Origin of the sequence: Mucilaginibacter sp. (genome assembly GCF_028288205.1) — a bacterium.
Lineage (GTDB): Bacteria > Bacteroidota > Bacteroidia > Sphingobacteriales > Sphingobacteriaceae > Mucilaginibacter.
Genome location: NZ_JAQBOD010000036.1, coordinates 69,113 through 95,363 on the forward strand (window position 1 = coordinate 69,113; position 26,251 = coordinate 95,363).

Consider the following 26,251-nt stretch of genomic DNA (forward strand, 5'->3'; position numbering starts at 1 on the left):
AACGGCAGGTTTAAATCGCAAAAGCTATGTTACATCAAATCACCTGGCAGCAGTACCTGCTCTTTGTGGCAGCAGCATTACTGCTCTATTATGCTCTCATCTGGCTGACTTTCTATCGCGGGAAAACAGCGGGTTTATTTTCCGGAAAAAGACAATTTAAAATGCAGCCTGAACCTGGCGATGAATGGGGGTACAATGAACTATTGGGCAATGCGGCGGAAGAATATGGGGTAAGCACCGCGGAAAGTGGCGACTTGTATTTTGGGGCTACGCATCCGTTTCCGGATAACGAAGCTCTGTACGGATTAATCCCGGATGTGTTGGAAGAAATCAAATCCGTGATCCATACGGTAACAACAGAACAGGGCACAAAGGACGATTTTCGAAGCCTTTTCAAACTCGTTGCTGTCAAATACCCGCAACTCAAAACCAGCCCGCACCTGGAGGCCATCAATGAATGGATCGGTGATAATGTTCCATTTACGTTAAGCGAAGACGAGCTGTACCAGCTATGGGAATATGCATAGAATCTCTTAATCAGTGTAATCCATATTTAAAATCGGTGTAATCCAAAAAACAATGAAAAACCATATTCCATATAGTCCAAAACAACAAGCCCTGTTAAAAACCTTGATGTTCACCGCGTTATTGGTGACCATTAATTACTGCTTCGCACAGGACGGTAATTCGGGAATCAACCAGGCCACCACGCAGGTTAAAAGCTACTTCGATTCCGGCTGTAACCTGATGTACGCCATTGGTGCGGTTGTCGGCATCATCGGTGCCGTAAAAGTATTCCAAAAATGGAATGCAGGCGAACCGGACACTAACCGTGTGGCTGCCGCCTGGTTTGGCTCGTGTATCTTCTTAGTCATCGTGGCCACCGTGTTAAAATCATTCTTCGGTCTTTAACTAAGCGAAGCGTTCTCTTGAGTACATATAAAAAGCAAATAATTACACGAAAAATTACTATAGTCATGAGCAGCGTTTATCAGATTAATAAGGGCATTAACAAAGCGATAGAATTTCGGGGCTTAAAAGCGCAATACATTGGCTATTTAGCCGGGGGTTTAGTGGCTTTGCTCATCTTATATGCCATTCTTTATATCGCCGGGGTCAATATGTATATCTGCCTGGTATTGATCGGCGGTGCGGGTACAGCATTGCTAATGACCATATTCCGGTTAAGCCATAAATACGGGCAATATGGCCTGTTGAAAAAGACCGCCAAACGCAGTTTGCCCGTGTACCTGAAGTTCCGGTCAAGAAAAATCTTTATTCATTTAACAAAGCTATCCAATGGTAAATATTGAAAATATATTGCCCGTTTATAAGGTGGAGAACGATTGTATCCTGTCAAGGCAGGGCGATATAACCATCGCCTTTAAACTCGAACTGCCGGATATTTTTACACTGTCTGGCCAGGAATATGAATCCTTTCATCATGCCTGGATCAAGGCGATTAAGGTATTACCCAAAAACAGTATTGTCCATAAACAGGACGTGTTCATCAAGGCAAAGTATAAAGGAGATAAGCGGCAAAATCAAAGCTTCTTATCCGCTTCCAGTGAAGTTTACTTTGAGAACCGCTCCTATTTGGAACACGATTGCTATATCCTGTTGACCAAACAGCAGGGGAACCGGAAAGCGGCCAGTAGTGGTTATTCCGGCCTGATGCGCAAGTCCCCTGTACCTGCGCAATCCCTTAACCCGCAACTGTACCGTGACTTTATGGAAAAAGCCGGGGCTTTTGAGCGCATCCTAACCGACAGCGGTTTCGTGAGTTTGCAAAGGTTAACGGATGATGCGCTGGCCGGGACAAAAAGCAAAGCAGGTATCATGGAGCGATACTGTTTTTTGCAAAGGGAAAATGAAAGGCCGATGCTCAAAGATGTACACCTCAAAGACGAGATCAGGATTGGTGATAACCATTGCCAGGTATTTACTTTAGCAGATGTAGAGGATTTGCCATCACTTTGCGGAAGTCGGGTCAATTATGATAAGTACAGCACTGACAAAACCAAATTCAGTATCGGCTTCGCCTCTCAGTTGGGTCTGCTCTTAGACTGCAACCATATCTATAACCAGTTTATTTTTATTGGCGATGCGCAAAAAACGCTCAAAGGACTGGAGAAGAAAAGGCTGCGTTTGCAATCTTTATCCGCTTACAGCCGGGAAAATGCCATAGCCCGCGATGCGACAAGCGATTTTCTGAATGAGGCGATCAGTGAGCAACGGTTGCCCGTTAAAGCGCATTTCAACGTCATGACATGGACGAACGATGCCAGCCAGTTGCAGGAGATCAGGAACAAGGTCAGTTCTGCAATGGCGCAGATGGATGCCGCAGGTAAACAGGAAACCGATGGGGCACCGCAGATATGGTGGGCGGGCTTACCGGGTAATGCGGCAGATTTCCCTATGAACGATACGTTTGATACCTTTTTGGAACAGGCTACCTGCTTTTTGAATCTCGAAAGTAATTACCGCAGTTCCCAAAGCGGCTTTGGTATCCGTTTGGGTGACAGGCTATCCGGTAAACCGGTTCGGGCAGACATATCGGATGAACCCATGAAAAAAGGGTGGATTACTAACCGCAATAAAATGATTCTTGGCCCGAGCGGGAGCGGTAAAAGTTTCTTCACTAACCACATGGTCAATTCCTATTACGAACAGGGTGCGCATATCGTATTAGTGGATGTAGGCCACAGCTATAAGGGGCTTTGTGACCTGGTGGGCGGTTATTATTTCACTTACGAAGAAAATAACCCGATCCGCTTTAACCCGTTTTATATCCCCAAAGGTGAGGTACTGGATATTGAGAAAAAGGAAAGCCTGAAAACGTTGCTTTTAGCCTTATGGAAAAAGGAGAACGAGCATTTCGCCAGGTCGGAATACGTGGCTATTTCCAATGCCATTACGCTGTACTACCTATACTTAGCCAAACATCCAAATACCTTTCCCGGCTTTAACTCTTTCTATGATTTTCTGATGGAAGAATATTTAGTGGTATTGGAAAACGGCAAGGTCAAAGAGAAAGATTTTGACATTGCGAATTTTCTGTATGTGCTTAACCCCTATTACAAAGGCGGTGAATTTGACTATTTGCTGAACGCGACGGAGAACCTCGACCTGCTGAATGAACGCTTTGTTGTCTTTGAACTGGACAATATTAAGAGCCATGAGATTTTGTTTCCTGTAACTACCATCATTATTATGGAAGTATTTATCTCCAAGATGCGAAAGCTGCCAAAAAACGTCAGGAAAGTCATTTTAATCGAGGAAGCCTGGAAAGCGATTGCCAAAGACGGCATGGCCGAATACATTAAATATTTGTTTAAAACCGTCCGTAAATTCTTTGGCGAGGCCATCGTGGTAACGCAGGAAGTCGAGGATATTTTAAGCAGCCCGATCATCAAGCAGGCCATCGTTAATAACAGCGATTGCAAGATCCTTTTAGACCAAAGCAAGTACCAGAACAAATTTGAAGATGTACAGGAACTATTGGGCCTCACGGAAAAGGATAAGGCGCTCATCCTTTCGATGAACAAAGCCAATGACCCCAAACGGCGGCTCAAGGAAGTAACCTTTATCCTGGGCAGCGGGAACAGCAAGGTTTACCAGACCGAAGTATCGCCGCAGGAATATTATGCCTACACCACCGAAGCAGCCGAAAAAGCTAAAGTTTTGGAATATGCAGCCCAATATGGCAGCATGGAAAAAGGTATCGCGGTATTAGTAAATGAACAGAAAACCAAACATCAATAGTATGAAGAATTACATTTTTTTAATGGCGATAGCGGTTATAGGCTTATCTGCTTGCCACAACCAAAACGACAACAGTATTAAAGATTTCATACCCGGCGCGTATGTTAACCAGGCCCGAAGCGATTACAGCATCGCCAATGATACACTGATCATTGCGCCCGGTAAAAACACGGACAACATTTACCTCATCACCCGCAAGACCGGGTACAGGCGCATAGTTGACGGAAAGCTCATGCCGTTGCAGCACCAGGTCAAACACTGGTCGGGCGAGTGGGATAGCCAAAAGCAAATCTTACAGGTTATGCAGACCGGGAACTTCCTGCTATTCCAACCGGATAAAAACAGCCTGCTCAACGGCAGCAGCGAATACAACAAGCGGTAAAAATTAATCAACACATTTTATTAACCATTAAAAACATTCCCCGCTATGGGGGGAAAGGGGGGCTTATGAAAAACTATATGGTAATTCTGCCAATATCGGCCATGACCATTTTTATTTCGATACCAAAAGGCGCGGATGCACAATTCATTGTAGGGTCGGTTATTTCTTCTACCGTTGGCCGGGTCATACGCGCCATCGACCTGGAAGTACAGCGGATGCAGAACCAAACAATTTGGCTGCAAAACGCGCAAAAGACATTGGAAAACCAGCTATCACAGCTAAAACTGGGAGAAATATCAGGCTGGTCGCAAAAGCAAAAAGACCTGTTCAGTTCCTATTACACCGAATTATGGAACATTAAAACGGCTATTGCCTATTATTCAAAGATCAGCGAATTAACGCAGAAGCAGGTGGCTTTGGTCAACTCCTATAACCAGGCATGGGGCCTGATCAAAAATGACAAGCATTTCACCGCGAATGAACTTACTTACATGAGCAACGTTTATTCCGGGATTTTGCAGGCCAGCGTCAATGATCTTGACCAGATTTTAAACATCATCCATGCCAATAAAATGCAAATGCCGGATGCCAAACGGATGGAGATCATTAACAAAACGGCAGACCACATGGATACGAATTATAACGACCTGCAAAAATTTAATTCCGAAAACCAAATGCTCAGTCTGCAAAGGGCCAGCGATGAAAACGAGGTACTCACTTTAAAACAATATTATGGAATCAATTAAAATAAAAGGCTTGGCTTTGTTGCTATTACTTGTCGTCTGTACCACGACACAGGCGCAAACTTTCGCTGAATGGTTTTCACAAGGCAAAACGCAGATCAAATACCTCACCCAACAGATAGCCGCCTTAGAAGCTTTTGAAAGTTCCATGCGGCAAGGCTATAATATGCTGCATAGTGAATGGACGGCCATCGGCAATTTTAAAAACGGCGAGTTTGGCCTTCATCGAAGTTATTATACCTCGTTGAGCCAGGTCAACCCGGTGGTAAAAAACAGTACCGACCTGACCGGCATCCAATCCGAGCAACAAAGTATCATCAGCCAGTTTTATTCTATCAGCAATTTGAACGGTTTGACGGCAGACGAACAAAGCTATGTTTCATTGGTAGCGCAAAATTTGATGAACACGTGTAATTCCGACTTAGACGAATTGCAAAAGGTGTTGACCGCCGGGCAACTGAAAATGAGTGATGATGAACGAATCAAACGGATAAATCAGTTAGCCGAGGCAATAAAGGATAAGTACCTATTCACCTGTCATTTTACTGCACAGGTTAAAATGTTGGCCCTGCAAAGAGCACAGGAAAACGACCAGTTACAAACAGAAAGGGGGCTTTATGGGGTTCATTAAAAAAATGATGGTTGCATTGTGTTTTATGATCTGCACTTTCAGCCTGCAACGTACTTATGCACAGGCATCGACCGCGCAGGATGTGCAACAGTTACTTTATGACATTGAGAAGCTGACACAATTTAAAGCGATCCTGTCGGATATGGAAACCGGCTATACGATATTGACACAAGGTTACGAGGCGGTCAAATCCATTTCAGAGGGTAATTTTAACCTGCACTCCGCATTTCTGAATAGTTTGGAAGCGATCAGCCCATCAGTTAGGCAATATGGCCGGATAGCCGATGTTATCGCTAACCAGGCCAGTATCGTTTCGGAGTACAAGAACGCGTGGAAGCAAGCGAACGCCAGCGGGCGGTTTACAGCATCGGAACTGATCTATATGAACAGGGTATTTACGCAATTGCTCAATCAGAGCGTAGATAATTTAACAAACCTCACTAATATTATTACCGCCAATACTTTACGGATGAGTGATGCGGAACGTTTGCAGGCGATTGACCATATCTACTCGGATACACAAAATAAACTGACTTTCCTGCGCGGTTTTAATAACCAGTTGGCTATCCTTTCACTGGAACGGGCCAAAGAACAGAACGATTTACAAATGCTTAAAAAATTGTACTGATATGAAAACAAAACTTTTTTATACAAGCGGTTTATTGCTGATGCTACTCTTTACTGCTACTGCGAGTAAGGCCGACGGTTTAGCCGATAACCTGCAAGGGATGCAGCCGGTACTGGATAACGTGTACAGTCAGATGCTGCCGCTTTGCAGCCAGCTTATCGGGGCGGCGCGGGGCATAGCGGGCTTCGCAGCTTTGTGGTATATCGGTTCCCGGGTTTGGGGGCAAATCGCCCGCGCGGAGCCGCTCGATTTCTACCCGCTCTTGCGCCCATTCGCTTTGGGCATGGCGATTATGCTCTTTCCGGCGGTCATCGCTTTGATGAATGGCATTTTGCAGCCGGTCGTTGGCGTTACCGGGGCAATGGTGCAAAACAGCAATACGGCGATAGCGCAATTATTGGCGCAAAAGGAAGCCGCCGAAAAACAAACATCCGCTTACCAGATGTATGTGGGTGACAGTGGGAACGGTGACGAGGATAGGTGGTACAAATATTCGCACCCGGACGACCCGAACGGAAACGGCAATAGCGGTTTTTCCGGTATCGGCAGCGATATTCAGTTTTGGATGGCCAAGCAGCAGTACAATTTCAGCAACAGTATCCGCAAGTGGATGTCAGAGGTACTGGAGGTGGTTTATGCCGCAGCTTCGCTTTGCATCAATACGATACGGACGTTTTTTCTCATCGTATTAGCCATATTGGGCCCGTTGGTATTCGGATTGTCCGTGTTTGACGGTTTCCAGCATAGTTTGCACCAGTGGCTGGCGCGGTATATCAATATTTTCTTGTGGCTGCCCATTGCCAATATCTTCGGCAGTATCATCGGGCAAGTGCAGCAAAATATGCTCAAATTGGATATTGCGCAGATCCAAAGCCAGGGCGATACTTTCTTTAATTCCACAGATAGTGCTTATCTGATATTTCTTTTGATCGGAATTGTGGGTTATTTCTCCGTCCCTACCGTAGCCAATTTTGTGGTACACGCGCATGGCGGTAACGGGATGCTGCAAAGGGTAACCAGTATAGCCACAACAACGGTAAGTGCCACTCCGGGCGCAGCCGCAGCCATCGGTGAACGGGGAGAGCAGGCAAGAAGCAATATACTAAATGCCCCATCGGACTTTATCAGAGGCTGGAACAGCGCAGGCTCGGGGAACAGCAATTACAAAAAAGACAAACTATCCGGTAAATAACAATCAATCTTATGTTTCAACAACTCAAAAATATAGACACGGCCTTCAAACACATTAAGCTATTCAGCTACCTGTTAATTGGGGCCAATATGGTAACGATGTGTTTTTGCGTTTACAAAAGTTATGCAATCGTCAACCAGGCACAGAACCGGGTACATATCTTATATAACGGTAAGGTATTGGAAGCTTTAGCAACAGATAGAAAAACAAATCTTCCGGTTGAACTTCGGGATCATATCAAAACCTTTCACGAGGATTTTTTTACACTCATTCCCGATGATAAGCAAATACAGGCCACGATAACCAAAGCCTTGTATCTGGCCGATGGCAGCGCCAAGACCGCTTATGATAATTTAAAAGAAGCCGGTTATTACAATAACGTGATCTCCGGTAATATCAGCCAGCAAATACTGGTGGACAGCACCCGGCTTGATCTGAACCAGGAGCCTTACAGATTCACTTGTTATGCCACCGAAAAACTGGTACGCGCCAGCAGCACCGTTATCCGCAAGTTGGTCACACAAGGCCACATCAGGGATTTAAGGATGGAAACAGATAACAACCCGCACGGCTTTTTAATACAGGGATGGGAAATATTGGAAAACACGAATGTAAACACTCAAAACAATGCTAATGCGACTATTCAGGAAACGAATAAAAACAAGCAGCCCGAATAGGGTGGCCAGCCAAATCGAACGGGCCATCGCTAAAAAGCAACGCCAAGTCGCCGATTACCTCAACCGGAAAACGCAGCATTGGAACAGGGCTTCAAAGCTTATCCTGTTGCTGTTAATCTGCCTGGTATTCGGCGGGGCCAGCCTTTGGCTGCTTGTCATAGCTTTTAATTAATCAATTATATACTCTGCATAAAAATTAAGAAAATGAAAGAACAAATGGAACAACAGCAACAGCGTGAAAAACTTAAAAAGTTTCTATTGGTATTGCCTTTGCTTGTCCTGCCATTCCTGACAATGGCGTTTTGGGCATTAGGGGGCGGAAAAGGTAATCCTAACGATCAAACCATTAGCCGTAAAGGCATTAATACAGAACTGCCGGAAGCGCAGTTTAAGAAAGGTCAGTCACAGGATAAATTAAGCCTGTATAACCAGGCGGCAATGGATTCAGCAAAGACCCGGAATAATGCGGCTAACCCTTTATTTGATGCTTCAAAGCAGGAGTTAACCGCAGGGCCACCCGATAGCCACCCTGCGGATGCCAGCGCAGCCCGCATTAACCAAAAACTGGCGCAGATCAATAAGGAAATTAACCGGCCCGAGCCGGCTGTAAATCCTTATGTAACCCCTAATCCGCAACAAAACAGCGCGGAAGCGGACAAACTGGAAAGGTTAATGAAATCCATGAATACCAAAAACGCGGACAATCCCGAAATGAAGCAATTAAATGATATGCTGGAAAAGATCATGGATATACAACACCCGGAGCGTATAAGCGCAATGCCTCTAAAGGGGGTTAAGACTGAACCTGACAGCTTATATAAAGCTACCCGTGCGGTGATTGCGGATAATCAAAAAGTGTTACAGGGTACATCTGTTAAGCTGCGTTTAATGGACAGTTTGGTGATACATGGCCAGGTCATTCCAAAAGGACAGTTCTTGTTTGGGCTTTGCCAGGTTACCAACCAGCGGCTGATCATTAATATTAAAACCATCCGTTTAGGTACTTCTATCCTGCCCGTTGACCTTTCGGTTTATGATATGGACGCAATGGCCGGTATCCGCGCACCGGAAGCCGTTACAGAAGATGCCGTGAGAAGCGGCACAGATAACGCCATTCAAAGCATGCAACTCATGTCGATGGACCAGTCATTAGCCACACAGGCGGCCGGGGCGGGCGTTGAAGCTGCCAAAACACTCTTTTCAAAAAAGGTTAAACGCATCAAAGTCAAGCTAAAAGCCGGATACCCTTTATTGCTGCGTAACAACCAGCCTGATAAACATTAATGTGCATCTATAATATATCTGTATAATTTAAAAAGCAATATTATGAATTTGAACAATCTGGACGATCTCAAAAACGAGGTCAACAACTTAGGTTTTAATCCTAAAGTAGCTGATGAACTGGAGCAGCACATGAAAGCGGAACATAAGTATTTTACTTTAAAAGACCAGTTTCCCGGCGACAAGGGCTTAGTCGATATGACCCTGCATTTCCGCAAATCCAATCAATCGGATTTTTACGCATTTAACAAATACGAGGTGACTGCTGGTAAAGTGCCGCCAACGGTTGAAAATCAAAACTACATGGTCATTTCAGAGAACAAGGACAATAAGGAAAAACCATTGGTTAAAACATTTGACAGCCCAAACGAAGCCATAGAGTTTTTCAAAAAACAAAAAGGCACGAGCGAACTGGCATTGGGCGAAAGCCCCGAGAGCAAACAGAACCTGGCCAGTAAGGAAAACGGCAAGATCAATTATATTAACAAGGATTTTCGTTCAGCTTATTTCAGCCCGGCCATGAAGCAAACATTTTACGTTAAAGAGGGCAACGGGTTTACGGCAAGGCAGGCCGCCAATATGGTACAGGACAGAACGGTTTACCGCGATAATATGATGACCAGTTTAGGTGATCCCTATAAAGCATGGATAAGACTGGACTTCGACCAGAAAAAAGATGATTACGGCAACCATAAATTTAAACAGTTTCACGATCCATCCTTTGGCTTTAATCTTGAAAAAACATTAAATGACTACAAGATCAAAGAATTAACCGACCCCGCCAAAAAAGCAGAAATTATGCAAGCCATGCGCCACGGCGACCGGCTTGCTGTAACCGCAGTTAACGGTGAGAACAAAGAAATTAAAGTAATGGCGCAGGCAGTTCCCCGCTATGGTAAACTGGATTTCTTTAACGAAAGCGGAACGCGCCTAAAGCGGGAACCATTTGAGAAAAAGATAACAACAGAATTGTCACAAAGCAAAAGCCAGGGCAAAGGCAGGGAAAAGGAATTAGAAGAAAGCCAGTCGGTAAAGATCTGATTCCCCTTAATCAGTTAGCGTAATTAAATCAATTTATAAATCAGTAAACTTTAACAGCATGAAAAATTTCCAGGCATTAAAAGAACTCATCGCTACCGCTGAAAACGATGCGGTAAAATTCTATGAAAAAGGCAACAAGACAGCAGGCACCCGCTTACGCGGCGCAATGCAACAACTCAAAGCCGCCGCAACAACCATCCGCAAAGACGTAAGCGAATTGAAAAATAACGTATAATAATTTGCTTGTTTTTAAATAACAAAGAAAGCCCGGTCAATTCTTGACCGGGCTTTCTTTTTACCTGTTATTTTTAGATAACTTTAGGTTTTATTCAGATGAGCATAGATTCCTGGTTAACCACGATAGGTTTATTAATAGCGATCATCGCATTCTTCCCAAAGCCGGAATTAAAACTGTTGCGATTAAAACTTCATTTTGCAGAGCTATGGGCTGGATTGATTATACTAATGGTCGTACTGCCCTTTTTAATCTATTTCTACGCACTGGCTGCCCGGTTTCCCTTTTTAAATACCTTCACAATAAGAAATGGGATTTTGCCCAAAAATGCCGCCTTCCTTTTCTTGTACGGTTTGATTCTTTGGTTGATTATCCGTTTTGTGTGGTTACGTCCGAACAAAAAATTTAACCCTAAAATTCTTGACTATTATTTGGAATTAATTAAAGAAGTACCATTTGATGTCTTTTTCAATATTTTCCGCCGTTACGAGGATATTGGCTTAATCAGGAACGCATGGCCTCAGTTCCATGAGTTGTTCACACAGCCAATATTTTTAAATGGGATCATTCATTACCAACCAGAGTTTATGTATCGCAATTGGGGATGTGTTGACCGACAGGGAGATTTTGACCAGTTATTGGATCTATTCATCGACGACCCTGCTTCCGCTTACTATAAAGGGATACAAGGGCATTGGAACAGCGGTGCTTTAATTCCTTACGTATCTCAACTATTGAATGAATTGATAAGCTTGCATCTTCGGCAATCCATGAAATTTGGCATTATTATATACATTTCCAAAAAAGGTAATAGCCATTTACACCGCGAAGGTTTTAACACCAATAGTATTTATTTGCAGACCCCTATTTTTCTTGACCACGCATCCGAAGGCAGTCAGTTGCCAATGTTTTTTCATATCCAGTTCATCAGCTTGCTATATGGCACATCCATAACTGACAATATTGATATAGAAGAATACGGTGGAAAAAATATGTATTCTATCTATTCACAATGGATAAAGCACATCATTGAAAACCTAAAATTATCCGGGAAAAAGTTTACGGAAAAAGATAACAGCAATTACCACTGGCTGATCAGTAAAATGTTAGATAACGCGGGTGACTGGATGCGGTTTTTTAACGAAAATGAAACTTTGAACAGCACTTTTTGCAGCTACCGCGAGTTTAATCCCGGATGCTTGGGATTGTGCTTAAAGGAGGTTTACAAAGGGTATGAAATTGGACTTATACCTATCGAATACATCAAAAGCCATTTACACTACGATGTTTTAAGCCTTTATTATATGCCTAATTTGAATGGCGACTTCAGGGGCGTTATCGAAAAACAGATCATTGCCAACATACCGGAACAAGTAGTCATTGCTGTATTTAGTTATAGCCTCAACGAGGAGTTCGCAATGAATTTTGATGATTTTTACAATGGCAATTTCCCTTCCCTGCAACACCAATCTGAAATTAGTTTGATATCCAGGCTACGAAATCTACTTAAAGAAAACAAACAATTAGTGTAATTACTAATGATGTAATGCTAAGCCAAATTATGCAAAACCAACTGCTACTCACTAAGCCCTGGGAACAATTCCGGGCTGAATTACACCAATATGTCAACAAGGGCAATGCTTTAAAAAACCAGCCAGTTAACTCCGATGAGGAATTTACAGAGATCGAATCTAAACGGCTATCATGGGACAGGGATGGATTTGAATGGTTGAAAAATAGTTTTAACAACGAAATTAACCCTTTGGTTATTGAGCTTAATAATATCGCTGCAAACAATTTTACAGTTCATTTTAGTTCACCCTCATTAAAAGACCAACTGTTTCAATTCGCTGGCAGGATACAGACGAAAGTGAATTTCCTGCTCTTAAAGGAAAGGTTGTTTAGTATTAGTGATGCGATTATAAGTCCTGGCTTACTGCAACTGAATGAACGGGCCGGTATGACCCTCAAACAAAAGCAAAGGTTTATTTTAGAAAAACTGTTTGACTTATATGATGATAATTTTTACCCGATAGAAGATATTCTTGTCGGTAATGGTATCAAGCTTAACCGTAATAGTGAGGCGGATGAACTTGCAACAACTTTGAAAAAAAGCGGGCATTTGGAAATAAGGCAATTTTTAGGTCAAAAAGTCACCGCTCAACTCACCGCGAAAGGAGCCATGTTGATAGAAGAAAGCAGGCAGCCCGTTTTGGAGAACTATGATGATATACGTTTTTCTGCTGCCGAACTATCGAAAAAAATAGACGACCTCAAAGCTGGTTTGGATAAATTGGGCTTGGCCACGAAATATTATATAACGAAATGCAGGAACTTAAAGACCTATATAATAAACTAAGTCATAAAAACTGGGGCCAATTGCTAAAGGGCAAATTAATCGATATAGCGATCAGCAAGGCAGTAGATATGAAAACGCTTGAATTTGTTTATAAGGAATTAACTGACCACGTTCTTAAATTATTTTAAACTACCCTATAAAGCATTTCGTACAGCATCTTCCGGAGTGCGGCCATCTCATTGCCATATACTAAATGTGATTGGTAGGGATTGTAAATCATCCTTCCATTCTCCCGGTAGTAGGCATCCCTTTCCGGCACCTTTATTTTTATCCATACTTCAGTGTCCTTAAATTCCTGGACAAATACTTGCCAGTACACAGGGATGTGCATAATTACAACCAAATGATACATAATATCTTTCGCCGATTTTCAAATCAGGTATCGTCCGCTGGCTTCGTGGTACTAACTTTATTTTAGCACTGACCTTAATATGGTATCTGAATTCTTTAAGCATAGGTATGAATTTAATGATTAGACATCCTTCTTTCTAACAGGCTGAACGGTATCAGCTTAAATTGGTCAAACGCAAGCTGAACATCGACCGTATTTATGACCTCTCTGCCACGAATAAAATACTTAGAGCCGATTATGTCTATGGTATTCCCATTATGGCGGTATTTTTCTGTATCCTTTTTTTCATTAACATATAACCGAAAGCCCAATGCATCCAATGCAAGCGGCAATTCCGCTTTAACGAGATCATCTATCTCAACTTCCCTATCATCACCCAACCTGTTAAAAAGGGTCGCGATACCTTCCTTTTCTTCAATAAACTGGGCCCATGAACCGTTTTCAATATCATGAACAATCTCACCTTTCAGAAACCTTTGAACAGCCATATAACAAAACTACTATTATTGATTTAATGTAACCTAATAACTCTGCTAATCTTTTTATTTCCGTTAAGCTTCTTCATTCAAGGCGATATAAATTAGCCGCTCCAGCCGCTTCGTTCCTCAGCCGCTTCGCTGCATTTTAAAGCCCAGGCTCCGCCTGCGCTTTTCTTTTTTACGGCTTCGCTTTCTAAACCGCGTTTTTCAAGCGCGCTTCTCGGCCTTTTATATACAGCAAATTTCTGATTCGCCGGGACACAACGGCAAGGCCAAGCCTCCGGTTTTGGAAAAAAAATCTTCCTCTCCTTTTTTCATAGGCTGCCCTTCGGGCGGGGTGTTGGAGAGCGTATTTTTTTCCCAAAAGCCTTGCCGTTGTGCCCGGCTCTTTCAGGTGCGGTGCTTAATAAAAAGCCGGCGAGCGCCATGCGAGCTGACTTAAAAAACAAAGTAAAAAAGCACCGCAGTATGAAAGACTTAAAAAATAAAGCCCCGCCCTTAGAGAATAGCGCACAGACCGCAGACCCTCACAGAAAGAAAAGAATTAATAAACAATTTAAAAATCAGAATCATGAAAACCGCAGAAATAAATAACAAGGTTGGTAACAACACAGCCAATAAAACAAACAATACAGGTAACGGTCAAAAGATAAATAACCTACCTGTTAGCACAGCTTTTAACGGCGATAATAAAAAGGAAGAACCCAAAGCAAGCGCCACGCCTGCAAAACAGGAAGAACAGCCAAAGCAACCCGCAGAAGCCCCAAAGACAACAAACGGGCAAGCCCAGGCGGAACAGGTAAAGAGCGAAGCACCGAAAGCCGAGCAACCAAAGGCAGAGGAAGCCAAGCCACAGGCAGAGCCGACCAAAAAGGAAATAAAAGAGCAGTTTAACGAACAACAAGCCCGCAAGTTAGACGACACCGTAAAATTGGTGGAAGCGTTGGGCAAAAAAATTGCCCAAAAGAACAAATTGCAAAACACCATTAATAACATTGACAGCTTTAAACTTGCCCAAAATGAAGAGGACGACATGGTAAGCGACAGCCGTTTTGCACGTTGCGAGTTGGTTATTTCCGATGATGACGGCAACGACTTTGTAACCAAAAACCCTTTTATTATTGCTTACGTAGCGCATGAAGTTAGGGGACTTTGTGTTGCGAAACTGGCAGAGGTTGAAGCAAGTATCGTAATCCCTTTTTGAGTTAATTAACTGGAAACGCCCTATGTATTCGGAATACATAGGGCGTATTTCTTAGTAGTCAAACCACTAATAACTAAAGCAATGTTAGAGTTATTTATTGAATTAACCAACCAAATATTTTGGACAGGTTACGCCCAACAGTTAGCAAAAGAAAACCCCGCAGGTTTTCAAACAGAGTTTACCGACTTCTTAAATAATTACTTATGAAATGGTTTAACGAATGTGGTACACTCGAGGAAGTCAAAGCCACCTATAAGAAATTAGCTAAACAGTATCACCCGGATTTAGGGGGCGATACAGCTACCATGCAAGAGATCAACAAGGAATATGCCTTTGCCTCTGCCAAAGCCATTAAAGGCGCAAACCTATCTGAAGAAGAAACAGAAAACGAAATCCTATCATCCGAAGCCTACCGAAAAGCCGTAGAGCAAATTATTCATTTAGATGGTATTACCATTGAATTAGTTGGGTACTGGCTTTGGGTAACAGGAAACACGTACCCAGTAAGAGCCACACTAAGGGGTGCGGGGTTTTTCTTTGCTCCTAAAAAATTAGCGTGGTATTTCAGAACAGCCGAATATAAAGTTTCCAAAGGCGGTAAAAAGTCGCTTGACGAAATCCGCAATAAATACGGTAGCGAAGTTTTGAATGAGGATAAGCCAAAGCGCCACAATTTTATTAAATGATTTAAACGGAGGCGCAACCGCACAAAGGGCGCAATTTTTTATGAAAGCATTAGCAAGTTTAAATAATATAGAAAAAGCAAAATTATTGCATCAGTTATTTCCTTCTGAAATACCCACATTACTGGAATTTGTAAAGGATATGTGTATATCATTTAAGGAACGTGAAAATGTACACCGCATAACATGGGAAAACGGCTTATTTGAATTTGATTACTGGCTCTCCCTTGTCAATGAAGCAGAAAAGAAAATTAAACAATACGGGAACAGGCTACATAAAAGCAGTAATTTATTTGCCGACCAGCTTTTTGACGGTTACTTAGCTATTTACGTCATAGACAGCCTTATTGTCTATACTACCATTAAAGAAAAGACGAACCGAAAAATCAAGGTAGCTATTGATTTATTGTTTAATCCTAAGAGATTAGCTCTTTAATATTTAACAGCCTTGTGTTAACAGCACAGGGCTGTTTTTTTTGAAAAATTTTTCTGTTAAAGTTCAGATAAGGCTTTACAATTTTTATCCTAACTAAAAATTATATTCGCTGATTTACCAATGTTGAAACACTTTGTAAATCCTTAATAATTTGATTTTGCAAATCCTTATTATCATACAACGGCGATCGTAAATCAAATTGGGCGTTTAGATTTAAAGGCTCATCTATAAACCCTCTCACATTAAAAGCCCCTTTCGTAAAGTTTGCTTTCAAGTCAAAATCTAAAGAAATGAGGTTTTGATCCAGGGTAGTTATTTGTCCGGTGAAAGTATATTCCACATTTTCCATTGATGTTAGGGCATCAATTATAAGTTTAATGATTTCTTGTTTCCTCATGGGATTTATTCAGCAATACTATAAATGCTAATATATCAGCAATTTAATCTAATTTGGATTCTCTAAATCAATTACATGGATTCAAATTTCCAATATCCCAAAGGTGCCGAATGGAGAAAATGGGATTTACACGTTCACACTCCATATTCCTTAGTTCAGCATTTTTCAGGACAGGATGAAGATACGAAATGGGAAACATTTATAACCGATCTTGAAGCACTCCCAGCAGAATTTAAAGTATTGGGAATAAATGACTATCTGTTTATTGACGGATATAAGAAAGTTTTAGAATACCGTAGAGCCGGTCGTTTAAAAAATATTGATACGATATTTCCGGTAGTAGAATTTAGGGTAAAGAAGTTTGCCGGGCATAAGGACTTTAAGCGCATAAATTTCCACGTTATTTTTTCTGATAAGTTGGCACCAAACATTATTGAAAGCCAGTTTTTAAATGGGCTAAACGGGAAGTACCATCTTGCACCTGGCGTAGGGGTAACTTGGAGTGGGCTTATTACAAGAGAGAGTTTGAGTGATTTAGGGGCAGCCATTAAAGCAAGTGTACCGGCAATCCAACTACCTAACTATGGCGCTGATTTAGAGGAGGGTTTCAACAACCTTAACTTAGAGGAAGAAGATATTTTAAGATTATTAAAGGAGAATACTTATCTAAAAGGACTAACATTAACTGCGGTTGGGAAAACAGAATGGGAAAGTCTTTCGTGGAATGACCAAAGCATAGCCGAAAAAAAAGACATTATCAATAAGGTTGATTTTGTTTTTATTTCATCTGAAACAGCAGATGCGTGCCATAACGCGAAAAATAAATTAACTGAACAGGCGGTAAATAACCTACTCCTGGATTGCAGTGATGCTCATTATAATTCCACAATAGCCGCTCAAAAAGATCGTATAGGAAAATGCTTTACATGGATTAAGGCCGATCCTACATTTGAGGGTCTAAAACAAATCGTCTATGAATCCACCACAAGGGTTCTTATACAAGATGAAAAGCCGGAAACTAAAACCGACTATAATGTAATCAGCAACGTTAAATTTATAGGGAATGCCACATCCTTAATATTCTCTGATGAGCAGATAGAAATAAATCCCAATCTCAACGTAATTATCGGCGGCAAATCTTCCGGTAAATCGTTGCTGTTATACCATATCGCAAAATCTATCGATCCTAATCAGGTTACTGAAAAGTTAGGGATTGTTGGAGAAAAGGAGTTTGATCTTAAAAGCAAGGTAACAGCTTTCGATTTTGAAGTGGAATGGAAAGACGGATTCAAAAATAAACTAAGTGATCCTATTGACACCAAATTAAGGCAAATCACCTATATCCCGCAGATGTATATCAATCATTTAGCGGAATTAAAGGGGGAAAAGAATTTAGCTGATTTAATTGAGAGCATTTTATTACAAAATACCGAGTTCAGGCAGCTTAAAGAGATTTATGATAAAAAAATACAGGAAGTCAATTTAGATATTGCCAATAACATCAATCAAATTTTTATTGTTAAAGAGAATTACCAAAAAGCGTTCAAAGAGTTAAAGGAGATTGGCGATAAGGCAGCAATTGAGGCGAATATTGTTGCAATCAATAAAGAAATCGACGAGCTAAAACAACGGGCTGGCTTTACTGATCAGGAAGATATTGACTATGCGCGGTTAAAAAGAAAACAGGAAATTGCTAAAGCCAATAAAGAACGGATTGAAAATTATAGGCAAAAGGCAACCGACTATATCCAGTATTTAACCGAACTCAAAGAGGACACCAAACAATCCTTATCAGAGTTGCCATTATCGTGGGACGATTTTGGAGAAGATCATGTCGCATCAACATTTATTGAACAAAATTTGTTGACTGATGGTATTCTATCAGATAAGTTTTACGATGATTTAATAGCAAAATATGTGGAAATCGGTGAAAATTTAGACCTTGTACTTACCGGCAAAACCAGCAAGATGGCTCTTTTAGATGAAGCATTTAAACCATTTACAACTAAAATAACCAATCAATCACTTTTATCAGCATTAAACGATAAATTAATTGTCGAACAAAATAAGCTGAAACTAATCGATGAGAAGCAAAAGCAACTAACCAAAATCAAAGATGAAGGAACTGTTTTAAAAACTGCCATAATAACGGGCTCTGTAACTCTTATGGCCCATTATGATGTTATATTAAAGAAAATCCAAAGCGCCGAACTTTCACAAATTGGTAACGGCTTAGTTTTAAACACTTCTTTAGTAATCGATACCAAATCATTTCAAAATGGGTTTTGCGGTTTATTGGATGGCAGATCGAATTTCAGCGGCTTATTTGGCGAATGCTTCAATACCGACAATGATTATGTTTATAATGAAACCGACCATTTAAAAAATATAGAATCCATTTACGATAAAGTTTGGCAAGCCGAAAAGAACAACATAAAATTCAGGTCCGGGTATGGATCAAAAGAGGCTATCACGCAATTATTAAAGGATAATTATAAGTTTAAATATAATATCATTTACAATGAAGACGATATATTACAAATGTCCCCCGGCAAAAGAGGATTAGTCTTAATGCAGATAATTCTACATTTGAGTAATGCTCAGCATCCTATATTGATTGACCAGCCGGAAGATAACTTAGACAACAGAACTATTTTTAATGATCTAAATGAGTTTATTAAAAGCAAAAAAATCCAACGACAGATTATATTGGTTACCCACAATGCAAACTTGGTGGTATCAACTGATGCTGAACAGGTAATTGTCGCCAATCAAAACGGGCAGGATAAAGGTAAAACAAATGAAAAATTCCAGTTTGAATATGTTTCAGGGTCGTTAGAACATACATTTAAGAACCCCAGTAATCCAGGTATTCTTCAACAAATGGGTATCCGGGAACACGTTTGTGATATTTTAGAGGGTGGTGAGCAGGCATTTATTTATCGCGAGAGAAAATATGGCTTTCAGCATTAGCTTTCAGCCAAAATAAAAAAAGCCCTTTCGGGCTTATATATAATGACCTCTTTCGAGTGGTTATGTTCAGACGGGAATCGAACCCGTACGCCTTATTCAAGCACAGAGTTGGCAACTCTGCCTGTCTACCAGTTCCAGCACTGCAAGATCTTTACGATATTGTAATATCAAATGAAATGCCAACATTTAAAATAATAGGCAACTGAAATTTTGGCAGTTACTTAAATTTGCACAATCATATATTATAAACGCGCAGCTCGTATGAAAATGAATTTTTATGAATTTGAATATATTCGAGATGAAAATTTGTCATTAGAGGAAAGAATAAATATTCTTAGAGAAAAAGGGAAGGAAGCAACATCAGAGTTTAAAATCAAATACGAGGAGGTACAAAAATGGTTTACCGAATACGACCAGTTATACATTCTCTCATTTTGTATGTTTTATTTTATGCTTTCAAAAGAGGGTTACGATGAAGAAGCTGAAAAGGGATCGATAGAGTTTCCACCTTACTATATGGAATTGTTGCAGGCATTTTCGCTTACATTGCCCTATAAGTATAATGGCAAGCCTCTTTATCAGGAGGCGGAGGCTTTTAAAGAAACTATAAAAAAAGTAGGGCACCTAAATAACTTGAAATTTTACGATATACCGGAGAAATTTCAGACTGAAACAGAATTAACAGCCTATTTTTTAAGGACACAAATGATGACCCACACTACCGTGGTTCGGAATTGGGCTTATGATCACCAAATGCGCCAGGTTACTTCAGATTTAGCAACTGGAATCAAAAAAGACTTCGAAAGCGTCTATGGCTTCAACCCTAAGTTGCTACTGGATTTGCTTTACGCTATGACGGAGGAAGTTGAAAACAGGATCAATCAGCATATTAAAAAATTAGCCGACTTCTATAACAAAGATAGCTATTTGGAGGTCTTGAGTACTTATGAAGACATTTTTAGTGATGTGCCTAAAACTACTAAAGAAGACAAAGAAAAGTTTTTCAAAAAGTTTAGTAAAGTTCACGATTTAAAAATGATGTTAATCATGCACTCTGATTTGAATCTACCAGGACTATTTGCTTTTTCAATTGAAGAAATGATTGTTTTAGTAGGCCAGCAACTATCAGGCGAACAAATCAACGCCATCTTTGAAAAGATGAGTTTTCAATTTAATGACTTGAAAGATTTTGAAAGGGAACATTTTCTTATGGGCAATCCCGTACACGCCAAACCATTTATCAAGGCTGGCAATGGCCGGTATTTTAGTTCCCTTTGGACGGTTATGACACACTTGAGCATAAGCATATTGGAAAATTTGGTAAGCCAAAATGAAACGTTGAGGATAAAATACAATGATACCCGTTCTGATTATTTAGAAAATCAGCTTGAACAAATGGTCAAAGATTCTTTTCCATTGGCAAAAGTTTATAGAGGGAGTTTGTGGCAGGGTGAGGACAATAAGCTTTATGAAAACGATCTTTTGGTTGTTATTGAATCATTTGCCTTAGTTATTGAAGCTAAATCCGGAACGATTAGCCCACCGGCAAAAAGAGGCGCGCCCGATAGACTTTTTAAAACTCTAAAGGAATTAATTGAGGAACCTTCTGACCAGGGGTTAAGATTTATTGAATATTTGAAAAAGCAGAATGGGCATATTGTATTGAATACGAAAACAAATAAAAAAAACAATATCAATACAAGTGATTTGAAATTTTTTATACCATTAGGTGTAACACTCTCTCATTTGGGAGCGATCAGTACCAATATGAAATTATTGATTAAAGCCGGAGTAACGGACAAAACAATAAGCCAACTCGCTCCTTCGATTAACCTCACCGATTTACAAGTAGTTTTTGATTTTCTTCCATCGATAGCGCAAAAATTGCATTATCTGCAAAGGAGGAGAGAAATGGAAGCACATATCGAATATATGGGAGATGAGGTAGACTTGTTAGCGTGGTATTTGGACGCAGGATTTAACATCGGTAAAGATGAATACAAGAGTAAATCATTTTATAATATTATTTTAAAATCTAAAGAACTCGACCCTTATATCATCGGCTCGGCCAAAGGTATTGAACAAACCAAACCGACATTGCAGTTAACTCAGTGGTGGAAAGATATGTTATCACGTTTAGAATCCAAAAGGCCACAACAGTGGCTTGAAAACTCCTTTATATTGCTAAACGTTGGCTTCAAGGAACAACAGTTATTTGAAGCAATGATTGACGATTTGATTTTTAAAATTAAAACCGACCAGCCCGTTCAAAGGCATAATTGGATACAGGTAGACAACACCACAATTAATCGGCGTTATGTGGTAATAGGATACCCTTACATCGATAAATATTTTGATGAACGAAATGCTATGATGGAAGATATACTCGCCGATGAAGAAAAGGCAAATACTAAGGGAATGCTTGTAATCGGTAAGAATATAGACCAGGGACATTATCCCTATTCGGTACTGGCATCTAAATTATCAACCCAATTATTTGACGTTGAATTTTCAAAAATGGTAAAACACGATAAATAAAACTACATATCTCTATATCTCGCGGTATTCTCTATACCCTGATTCAATAAATCTATTATTTCAGAGGTATAATGAGCCGACGCTAATTTGCTTTTGAAGTCATTTAGATTCGATGCTTCAGCTGCGGTTGGTCTTGATTTTAAAAATTTATCAATCGCATTTTCTATATTTTTCTTAATTGCAGATAACTGTTTATCATATGAGCCTAAATGCCTTGTAGAAGACGAGCCATTTTCAGTTTCAATTAGATTTTGAAAGTAAGAGTTTTTTGAATTGTGTGCATCGTAATCGCATTTGAAAGCTCTACGGATGAATACTTCATAGCACATGGAATCAGTATATGATGACATTGGTGTTTAAATTATAGGGTAATTGTGTTACTGCTAATTTAATCATTATAATGATTGGCTACCTTAACGTTTTCTCCACATATCGACTCATCTTAGTAGTCATACGGAGAATAATGTAATCTCTATTTAGACAAAAGTGGAGAATATCGCATTTTACTTATATGTTTCAAGCAATTCCCGTGGATTAAAAAGTGCGATTCCTGCAAATTAGGACGGTTTTTCTAAATAAAAATCATTAAGAAAACAACTCTGGCAAAATCTCTGACAATAAGAGAAATCAGAAAAGCTAAAAAAGCCACTTGACAAAAAGTAAGCAAGATTTTTCCAGAATTTAACGCTGGCAATAGTCTGTCAATAGAATAAAGTGAACTACCCGCATTTTAATATCTTTGCTATGTGAAACTACTCTGCCTTATATTATCCATTTATGTAATCATGCTTTCTACGAAGCCCTGTTGCACGGATAATGATTGCCAGGGCAAGGAATTAACAAAAAAAGAATTAACGGGCAAATCGCCAATAAAAGAAAAGGAATGCCCCGGCTGTTCACCATTTTTTACTTGCGGTATATGCGTAGGTTTTGTGATAGCCAAGCCTTTGATGCTTGATCTTAAATTAGTTGCCGAAACCCCGGCTAAAATTTATACTGATTACAACCAGCCTTATGTTCAGGAGGTATCCCTTTCCATCTGGCAACCACCGCAATTAAGTTAATACACTTATTAATTCATGCTGTATTTACTTAATTCTTAAAAAATGAAAAAAATCATTGTGCTTTCTATAGCACTACTCTATACAATTACCGTTCACGCTCAAAACACTTTTAAAGCTGTTATTAAGGACAGTAAATCCAACGAAACCTTGATTGGTGTAACGGTATCACTCCAAGGCTCAACCGTAGGTGCCGCTTCAGATACTTCAGGTTTGATCATTTTATCTAAAATTCCGGATGGCAGGCAGGTTATCAAATTCAGTTATGTAGGTTATGAAACCAGGCTGGATACTTTAATATTTCCAATTGCCCAAACTACGCCCATGCTTATCTTATTACAAGCCGCCGGAAAGGGTGATGGCGAAGAATTGGATGCGGTGGTCATCAGTACGACCCGTAGCAGCCGGACGATTGCCAATACACCTACCCGTGTGGAAGTGATCGCGGGGGATGAACTGGATGAAAAAGGCAATATGAAACCGGGCGATATCCGCATGATGCTGGCGGAAAGTACCGGCATCCAAACCCAACAAACATCCGCTACCAGTGGCAATTCCAGTATCCGCATACAGGGGCTGGATGGTAAATACACCCAAATTATCCGTGATGGCTTTCCTTTATATTCCGGTTTTTCGGGCGGCTTAGGTTTATTGCAAATCGCGCCATTAGACTTGAAACAGGTGGAAGTTATCAAGGGCTCGTCCTCTACGCTCTATGGTGGCGGCGCTATTGCGGGATTGGTTAACCTCGTTTCCAAAACGCCAACCGATGAACGGCATTTGGATTTTCTGTTAAATGGTACATCCGCGTTAGGATTGGATGCCAGCGGCTTTTATTCCCAAAAGTTTAACAAGATCGGCACAACCATTTATGCAGGTTATGACCACGGAACGCCTTACGACCCGGCGGGTATCGGGTTATCGGCTATACCCCGGTTTAACCGCTATACCTTAAACCCCAAACTGTTCTTTTACCTGGATGACCGTACTACTTTAATTACGGGTATCAATTCCACTATTGAGAACCGCATTGGCGGTGATATGCAATACCTGGATGGACATGGCGATGCACAGCATTCCTATTATGAACTGAATAAAACGGGCCGTTACAGTTCGCAACTGGAACTGGATCACAAGCTAAACGACAAGGAAAAACTGACCTTTAAAAATAGTGTAAGCTACTTTGACCGGAGCATCAGCCTGCCGGGTTATCGTTTTTCAGGGGTACAGGTTTCCAGTTACAGCGAAGCGAATTATGCCTATAACAGCGAGAAAACGGATTGGGTGACGGGTATCAACCACGTGACGGATAATTTCAGCGAAGATCAAAACAGCAGCTTCCCCTTACGCAGTTACAATTACAATACCATAGGTGCATTTGTACAAAACACCTGGAATGCTACCGATAAGTTTATTTTAGAATCAGGTATACGGGGCGATTATCATAATGAATACGGCTTTTTCTTTTTACCCCGGTTATCCGGCTTATATAAGCTCAATTCCCATTTCTCTATGCGTTTAGGGGGCGGTTTAGGTTATAAAGCGCCTACGGCATTTACGGAAGATGCGGAACGAATCGAGTTCAGGAACGTATTGCCCATAGATGTAACCAATACCAAAGCGGAGCGTTCTTATGGTGCGAATTACGATTTGAATTACCGTACGGGCTTGTTTAACGACCAGGTTAGCTTTAGTATTAACCAGTTATTCTTTTATACCCGGATAGATAACCCGATCCTGCTCACGCAACTCACTAACGGCAACCTGCAATACTTGCAACCCAACGGTGATCTCAATACCAAAGGAATAGAAACCAATGTCAAATTAACTTATGGCAACTTTAAGCTGTTCCTGGGTTATACGCTGGCAGACGTTACACAGCATACCAATAGTATTGTCAGCGCCTATCCTTTAGTTTCTAAAAACAGGTTGAACAATGTATTGGTTTATGAGGTGGAGGGTAAATTCAAGATCGGTGCTGAGGCATATTATTTTAGTCCGCAGCAACTCAATGACGGTACCACAGGCCGGGGTTACTGGCTGGCAGGTTTAATGGCCGAAAAGATATGGGAGCGGTTTTCGCTATTTGTTAATTTTGAAAACTTAACGGACACCCGGCAAACCAAGTTTGGAGCCATTTATACGGGCAGTATTACTAACCCCGACTTTAAAGATATTTATGCGCCTTTGGACGGTTTGGTGGTCAATGGCGGAATAAAGCTCAAACTGTAACAAGGTTTTGATAGTGCAACATAGTGTCTTTTCCTATTTATTATTACATTTGATATAATCACTTAATGGTCAACTGCTGATTTGAAAAAAAGCAAATTTCATCTATTCGGTGCATGGGTACTGGTCGTCTTTTTTGCGGGGGGCCAGGTGATTTTATTTGCCCATCAGCATAAGGTGAATAAATTCGAATTTAGTACGCATAGCCGCCCTTTTCAGCAAACCGTAACCGAAAAATGTTCCCTATGCGATGCAATGCATTTCAACGCCATGGTGGCAGGTGATCATCCCGTCACGGTGCATCTGCTGGCAGCAAGTCCTTACGCTTATAAAGCGGTTACATACACCATTGTCAGCCTTTCGCTTATCCTTTCTCCTGGCCGCGCTCCGCCGGTTTCGTAATATTCCCCATTTTTTATGGCCATGTCCTAAAACCAGGCCTTCGTTTGCATTTTAAAAAATTTACGATAAAATCAAAGCCACTTTATGGCTTATAAACGATGCGCCGTAATCGGTAGCGCCAATAGGAAGCCCGTGCCAAGGGGAACAGGACAACTGTATATTTTAAGAAAACGAATGGTGAATCCTATGCTAATCCGTATCGAATGGCGCAACGCAAACCTAATCGAAAAAAAAGAATAAGCAGGCTTAAACCGGGGAAATTCCACCCGCTGAACAGGTTCGTCAGGAACAGAGTAGTCAGAAGAGCCGTTGAGCGACAAAAGAAAAAGAAGGGCGAAAAGGAATGGAAGGATATCTTTTTTATTATTCTCTGCATTCTATTGACGATAGCTGTCATGGTCATATTAAACCATATCGCGAGATTGCGTGAACAACAATACGAAAAAGAATAGTCCACTGTAACAAAGTTTTGATATTGCAACATGATGGCTTTTAATAATTTATTATTTACATTTGATCGATCACTTAATCGTCAACCTGCTGATTTGAAAAAAAACAGATCT

The 26,251-nt window shown here is 40.8% G+C and carries 26 protein-coding genes and 1 tRNA gene; 23 read left to right on the forward strand and 4 right to left on the reverse strand.

Annotation, left to right across the window (positions count from 1 at the left end):
* Nucleotides 1-26: 26 nt before the first annotated feature.
* From JWR23_RS07795 to JWR23_RS07865, 15 genes are all read left to right on the forward strand, one after another.
* Nucleotides 27-527, forward strand: coding sequence for a hypothetical protein (locus JWR23_RS07795; RefSeq protein ID WP_299515082.1), 501 nt, complete (start codon nt 27-29; stop codon nt 525-527).
* Nucleotides 528-579: 52 nt separating this feature from the next.
* Complete coding sequence (locus JWR23_RS07800; RefSeq protein WP_299515085.1) at nt 580-912, forward strand: DUF4134 domain-containing protein; 333 nt, start codon at nt 580-582, stop codon at nt 910-912.
* A 65-nt stretch (nt 913-977) separates the two neighbouring features.
* Nucleotides 978-1,313, forward strand: coding sequence for a DUF4133 domain-containing protein (locus JWR23_RS07805; protein WP_299515088.1), 336 nt, complete (start codon nt 978-980; stop codon nt 1,311-1,313).
* Nucleotides 1,300-3,765: a TraG family conjugative transposon ATPase gene (locus JWR23_RS07810; protein ID WP_299515091.1), complete on the forward strand. Its 2,466-nt coding sequence runs from the start codon at nt 1,300-1,302 to the stop codon at nt 3,763-3,765. Before JWR23_RS07805 ends, JWR23_RS07810 begins: the two co-directional genes overlap by 14 nt.
* A 1-nt stretch (nt 3,766) precedes the next feature.
* Nucleotides 3,767-4,147 carry a hypothetical protein gene (locus JWR23_RS07815; RefSeq protein WP_299515094.1) on the forward strand — a complete coding sequence of 127 codons (381 nt, stop codon included), beginning with the start codon at nt 3,767-3,769 and terminating at the stop codon, nt 4,145-4,147.
* Nucleotides 4,148-4,224: 77 nt separating this feature from the next.
* Nucleotides 4,225-4,893, forward strand: coding sequence for a conjugal transfer protein TraI (locus JWR23_RS07820; RefSeq protein WP_299515095.1), 669 nt, complete (start codon nt 4,225-4,227; stop codon nt 4,891-4,893).
* Entirely contained in the window at nt 4,880-5,521 is a 642-nt protein-coding gene (locus JWR23_RS07825; RefSeq protein WP_299515096.1) for a hypothetical protein, read from the forward strand. Before JWR23_RS07820 ends, JWR23_RS07825 begins: the two co-directional genes overlap by 14 nt.
* A gap of 4 nt (nt 5,522-5,525) precedes the next feature.
* On the forward strand, nt 5,526-6,149 hold the full coding sequence (locus JWR23_RS07830; protein WP_299515097.1) for a TerB family tellurite resistance protein: 624 nt from the start codon (nt 5,526-5,528) through the stop codon (nt 6,147-6,149).
* Nucleotides 6,150-6,249: 100 nt separating this feature from the next.
* On the forward strand, nt 6,250-7,341 hold the full coding sequence (gene traJ / locus JWR23_RS07835) for a conjugative transposon protein TraJ (protein ID WP_367277529.1): 1,092 nt from the start codon (nt 6,250-6,252) through the stop codon (nt 7,339-7,341).
* An 11-nt stretch (nt 7,342-7,352) separates the two neighbouring features.
* Entirely contained in the window at nt 7,353-8,018 is a 666-nt protein-coding gene (gene traK / locus JWR23_RS07840) for a conjugative transposon protein TraK (protein ID WP_299515100.1), read from the forward strand.
* 204 nt (nt 8,019-8,222) lie between these two features.
* Entirely contained in the window at nt 8,223-9,302 is a 1,080-nt protein-coding gene (locus tag JWR23_RS07845) for a conjugative transposon protein TraM (RefSeq protein WP_299515102.1), read from the forward strand.
* A 42-nt stretch (nt 9,303-9,344) separates the two neighbouring features.
* Nucleotides 9,345-10,340, forward strand: a complete 996-nt coding sequence (locus JWR23_RS07850) for a hypothetical protein (protein ID WP_299515103.1) — start codon at nt 9,345-9,347, stop codon at nt 10,338-10,340.
* Between the two features lie 58 nt (nt 10,341-10,398).
* On the forward strand, nt 10,399-10,575 hold the full coding sequence (locus tag JWR23_RS07855) for a histone H1 (protein ID WP_299515104.1): 177 nt from the start codon (nt 10,399-10,401) through the stop codon (nt 10,573-10,575).
* A gap of 431 nt (nt 10,576-11,006) precedes the next feature.
* Nucleotides 11,007-12,107 (forward strand): hypothetical protein, encoded by a 1,101-nt coding sequence (locus tag JWR23_RS07860; RefSeq protein WP_299515105.1) that lies wholly within the window; start codon nt 11,007-11,009, stop codon nt 12,105-12,107.
* Between the two features lie 29 nt (nt 12,108-12,136).
* Nucleotides 12,137-12,934, forward strand: coding sequence for a hypothetical protein (locus JWR23_RS07865; protein WP_299515106.1), 798 nt, complete (start codon nt 12,137-12,139; stop codon nt 12,932-12,934).
* Nucleotides 12,935-13,399: 465 nt separating this feature from the next.
* Here JWR23_RS07865 and JWR23_RS07870 read toward each other — a convergent pair whose 3' ends face one another.
* The gene (locus JWR23_RS07870; RefSeq protein WP_299515107.1) at nt 13,400-13,774 is read right to left on the reverse strand and encodes a hypothetical protein; all 375 of its coding nucleotides are present in this window, start codon (nt 13,772-13,774) and stop codon (nt 13,400-13,402) included.
* Nucleotides 13,775-14,336: 562 nt separating this feature from the next.
* Here JWR23_RS07870 and JWR23_RS07875 point away from each other — a divergent pair.
* The 3 genes from JWR23_RS07875 (at nt 14,337) to JWR23_RS07885 (ending at nt 16,088) form a co-directional block, all read left to right on the forward strand.
* Nucleotides 14,337-14,969, forward strand: coding sequence for a hypothetical protein (locus JWR23_RS07875; RefSeq protein WP_299515108.1), 633 nt, complete (start codon nt 14,337-14,339; stop codon nt 14,967-14,969).
* A gap of 203 nt (nt 14,970-15,172) precedes the next feature.
* Nucleotides 15,173-15,655 (forward strand): J domain-containing protein, encoded by a 483-nt coding sequence (locus JWR23_RS07880; protein WP_299515109.1) that lies wholly within the window; start codon nt 15,173-15,175, stop codon nt 15,653-15,655.
* A 40-nt stretch (nt 15,656-15,695) separates the two neighbouring features.
* On the forward strand, nt 15,696-16,088 hold the full coding sequence (locus tag JWR23_RS07885; RefSeq protein ID WP_299515110.1) for a hypothetical protein: 393 nt from the start codon (nt 15,696-15,698) through the stop codon (nt 16,086-16,088).
* A gap of 100 nt (nt 16,089-16,188) precedes the next feature.
* Here JWR23_RS07885 and JWR23_RS07890 read toward each other — a convergent pair whose 3' ends face one another.
* A complete protein-coding gene (locus JWR23_RS07890; RefSeq protein WP_299515111.1) occupies nt 16,189-16,485 on the reverse strand; it encodes a hypothetical protein in 297 nt (98 codons plus the stop codon).
* 75 nt (nt 16,486-16,560) lie between these two features.
* Between JWR23_RS07890 and JWR23_RS07895 the strand changes: the two genes are divergently transcribed.
* On the forward strand, nt 16,561-19,458 hold the full coding sequence (locus JWR23_RS07895; RefSeq protein ID WP_299515112.1) for a TrlF family AAA-like ATPase: 2,898 nt from the start codon (nt 16,561-16,563) through the stop codon (nt 19,456-19,458).
* 62 nt (nt 19,459-19,520) lie between these two features.
* Here the strand turns inward: JWR23_RS07895 and JWR23_RS07900 are convergent.
* A tRNA-Gly gene (locus tag JWR23_RS07900) sits at nt 19,521-19,603 on the reverse strand.
* A 116-nt stretch (nt 19,604-19,719) separates the two neighbouring features.
* Between JWR23_RS07900 and JWR23_RS07905 the strand changes: the two genes are divergently transcribed.
* Entirely contained in the window at nt 19,720-21,996 is a 2,277-nt protein-coding gene (locus JWR23_RS07905) for a hypothetical protein (protein WP_299515114.1), read from the forward strand.
* Nucleotides 21,997-21,998: 2 nt separating this feature from the next.
* On the opposite strand, the gene JWR23_RS07910 is transcribed toward JWR23_RS07905, so the two are convergent.
* Nucleotides 21,999-22,346 carry a hypothetical protein gene (locus tag JWR23_RS07910; protein WP_299515115.1) on the reverse strand — a complete coding sequence of 116 codons (348 nt, stop codon included), beginning with the start codon at nt 22,344-22,346 and terminating at the stop codon, nt 21,999-22,001.
* 435 nt (nt 22,347-22,781) lie between these two features.
* On the opposite strand from JWR23_RS07910, the gene JWR23_RS07915 reads away from it, so the two are divergent.
* The 3 genes from JWR23_RS07915 to JWR23_RS07925 all read left to right on the forward strand — a co-directional run bounded on the left by JWR23_RS07915 (nt 22,782) and on the right by JWR23_RS07925 (nt 25,688).
* Nucleotides 22,782-23,060, forward strand: coding sequence for a hypothetical protein (locus JWR23_RS07915; protein ID WP_299515116.1), 279 nt, complete (start codon nt 22,782-22,784; stop codon nt 23,058-23,060).
* 42 nt (nt 23,061-23,102) lie between these two features.
* Nucleotides 23,103-25,289: a TonB-dependent receptor gene (locus JWR23_RS07920; RefSeq protein WP_299515118.1), complete on the forward strand. Its 2,187-nt coding sequence runs from the start codon at nt 23,103-23,105 to the stop codon at nt 25,287-25,289.
* Between the two features lie 81 nt (nt 25,290-25,370).
* Nucleotides 25,371-25,688, forward strand: a complete 318-nt coding sequence (locus JWR23_RS07925) for a hypothetical protein (protein WP_299515120.1) — start codon at nt 25,371-25,373, stop codon at nt 25,686-25,688.
* The last annotated feature ends 563 nt before the right edge of the window (nt 25,689-26,251 follow it).

Coding starts and splice junctions, on each gene's coding strand:
- JWR23_RS07795 (WP_299515082.1), top strand. CDS start 27: ATGTTACATCAAATCACCTGGCAGCAGTACCTGCTCTTTGTGGCAGCA.
- JWR23_RS07800 (WP_299515085.1), top strand. CDS start 580: ATGAAAAACCATATTCCATATAGTCCAAAACAACAAGCCCTGTTAAAA.
- JWR23_RS07805 (WP_299515088.1), top strand. CDS start 978: ATGAGCAGCGTTTATCAGATTAATAAGGGCATTAACAAAGCGATAGAA.
- JWR23_RS07810 (WP_299515091.1), top strand. CDS start 1,300: ATGGTAAATATTGAAAATATATTGCCCGTTTATAAGGTGGAGAACGAT.
- JWR23_RS07815 (WP_299515094.1), top strand. CDS start 3,767: ATGAAGAATTACATTTTTTTAATGGCGATAGCGGTTATAGGCTTATCT.
- JWR23_RS07820 (WP_299515095.1), top strand. CDS start 4,225: ATGGTAATTCTGCCAATATCGGCCATGACCATTTTTATTTCGATACCA.
- JWR23_RS07825 (WP_299515096.1), top strand. CDS start 4,880: ATGGAATCAATTAAAATAAAAGGCTTGGCTTTGTTGCTATTACTTGTC.
- JWR23_RS07830 (WP_299515097.1), top strand. CDS start 5,526: ATGATGGTTGCATTGTGTTTTATGATCTGCACTTTCAGCCTGCAACGT.
- traJ (WP_367277529.1), top strand. CDS start 6,250: ATGCAGCCGGTACTGGATAACGTGTACAGTCAGATGCTGCCGCTTTGC.
- traK (WP_299515100.1), top strand. CDS start 7,353: ATGTTTCAACAACTCAAAAATATAGACACGGCCTTCAAACACATTAAG.
- JWR23_RS07845 (WP_299515102.1), top strand. CDS start 8,223: ATGAAAGAACAAATGGAACAACAGCAACAGCGTGAAAAACTTAAAAAG.
- JWR23_RS07850 (WP_299515103.1), top strand. CDS start 9,345: ATGAATTTGAACAATCTGGACGATCTCAAAAACGAGGTCAACAACTTA.
- JWR23_RS07855 (WP_299515104.1), top strand. CDS start 10,399: ATGAAAAATTTCCAGGCATTAAAAGAACTCATCGCTACCGCTGAAAAC.
- JWR23_RS07865 (WP_299515106.1), top strand. CDS start 12,137: ATGCAAAACCAACTGCTACTCACTAAGCCCTGGGAACAATTCCGGGCT.
- JWR23_RS07870 (WP_299515107.1), bottom strand. CDS start 13,774: ATGGCTGTTCAAAGGTTTCTGAAAGGTGAGATTGTTCATGATATTGAA.
- JWR23_RS07875 (WP_299515108.1), top strand. CDS start 14,337: ATGAAAACCGCAGAAATAAATAACAAGGTTGGTAACAACACAGCCAAT.
- JWR23_RS07880 (WP_299515109.1), top strand. CDS start 15,173: ATGAAATGGTTTAACGAATGTGGTACACTCGAGGAAGTCAAAGCCACC.
- JWR23_RS07885 (WP_299515110.1), top strand. CDS start 15,696: ATGAAAGCATTAGCAAGTTTAAATAATATAGAAAAAGCAAAATTATTG.
- JWR23_RS07890 (WP_299515111.1), bottom strand. CDS start 16,485: ATGAGGAAACAAGAAATCATTAAACTTATAATTGATGCCCTAACATCA.
- JWR23_RS07895 (WP_299515112.1), top strand. CDS start 16,561: ATGGATTCAAATTTCCAATATCCCAAAGGTGCCGAATGGAGAAAATGG.
- JWR23_RS07905 (WP_299515114.1), top strand. CDS start 19,720: ATGAAAATGAATTTTTATGAATTTGAATATATTCGAGATGAAAATTTG.
- JWR23_RS07910 (WP_299515115.1), bottom strand. CDS start 22,346: ATGTCATCATATACTGATTCCATGTGCTATGAAGTATTCATCCGTAGA.
- JWR23_RS07915 (WP_299515116.1), top strand. CDS start 22,782: ATGCTTTCTACGAAGCCCTGTTGCACGGATAATGATTGCCAGGGCAAG.
- JWR23_RS07920 (WP_299515118.1), top strand. CDS start 23,103: ATGAAAAAAATCATTGTGCTTTCTATAGCACTACTCTATACAATTACC.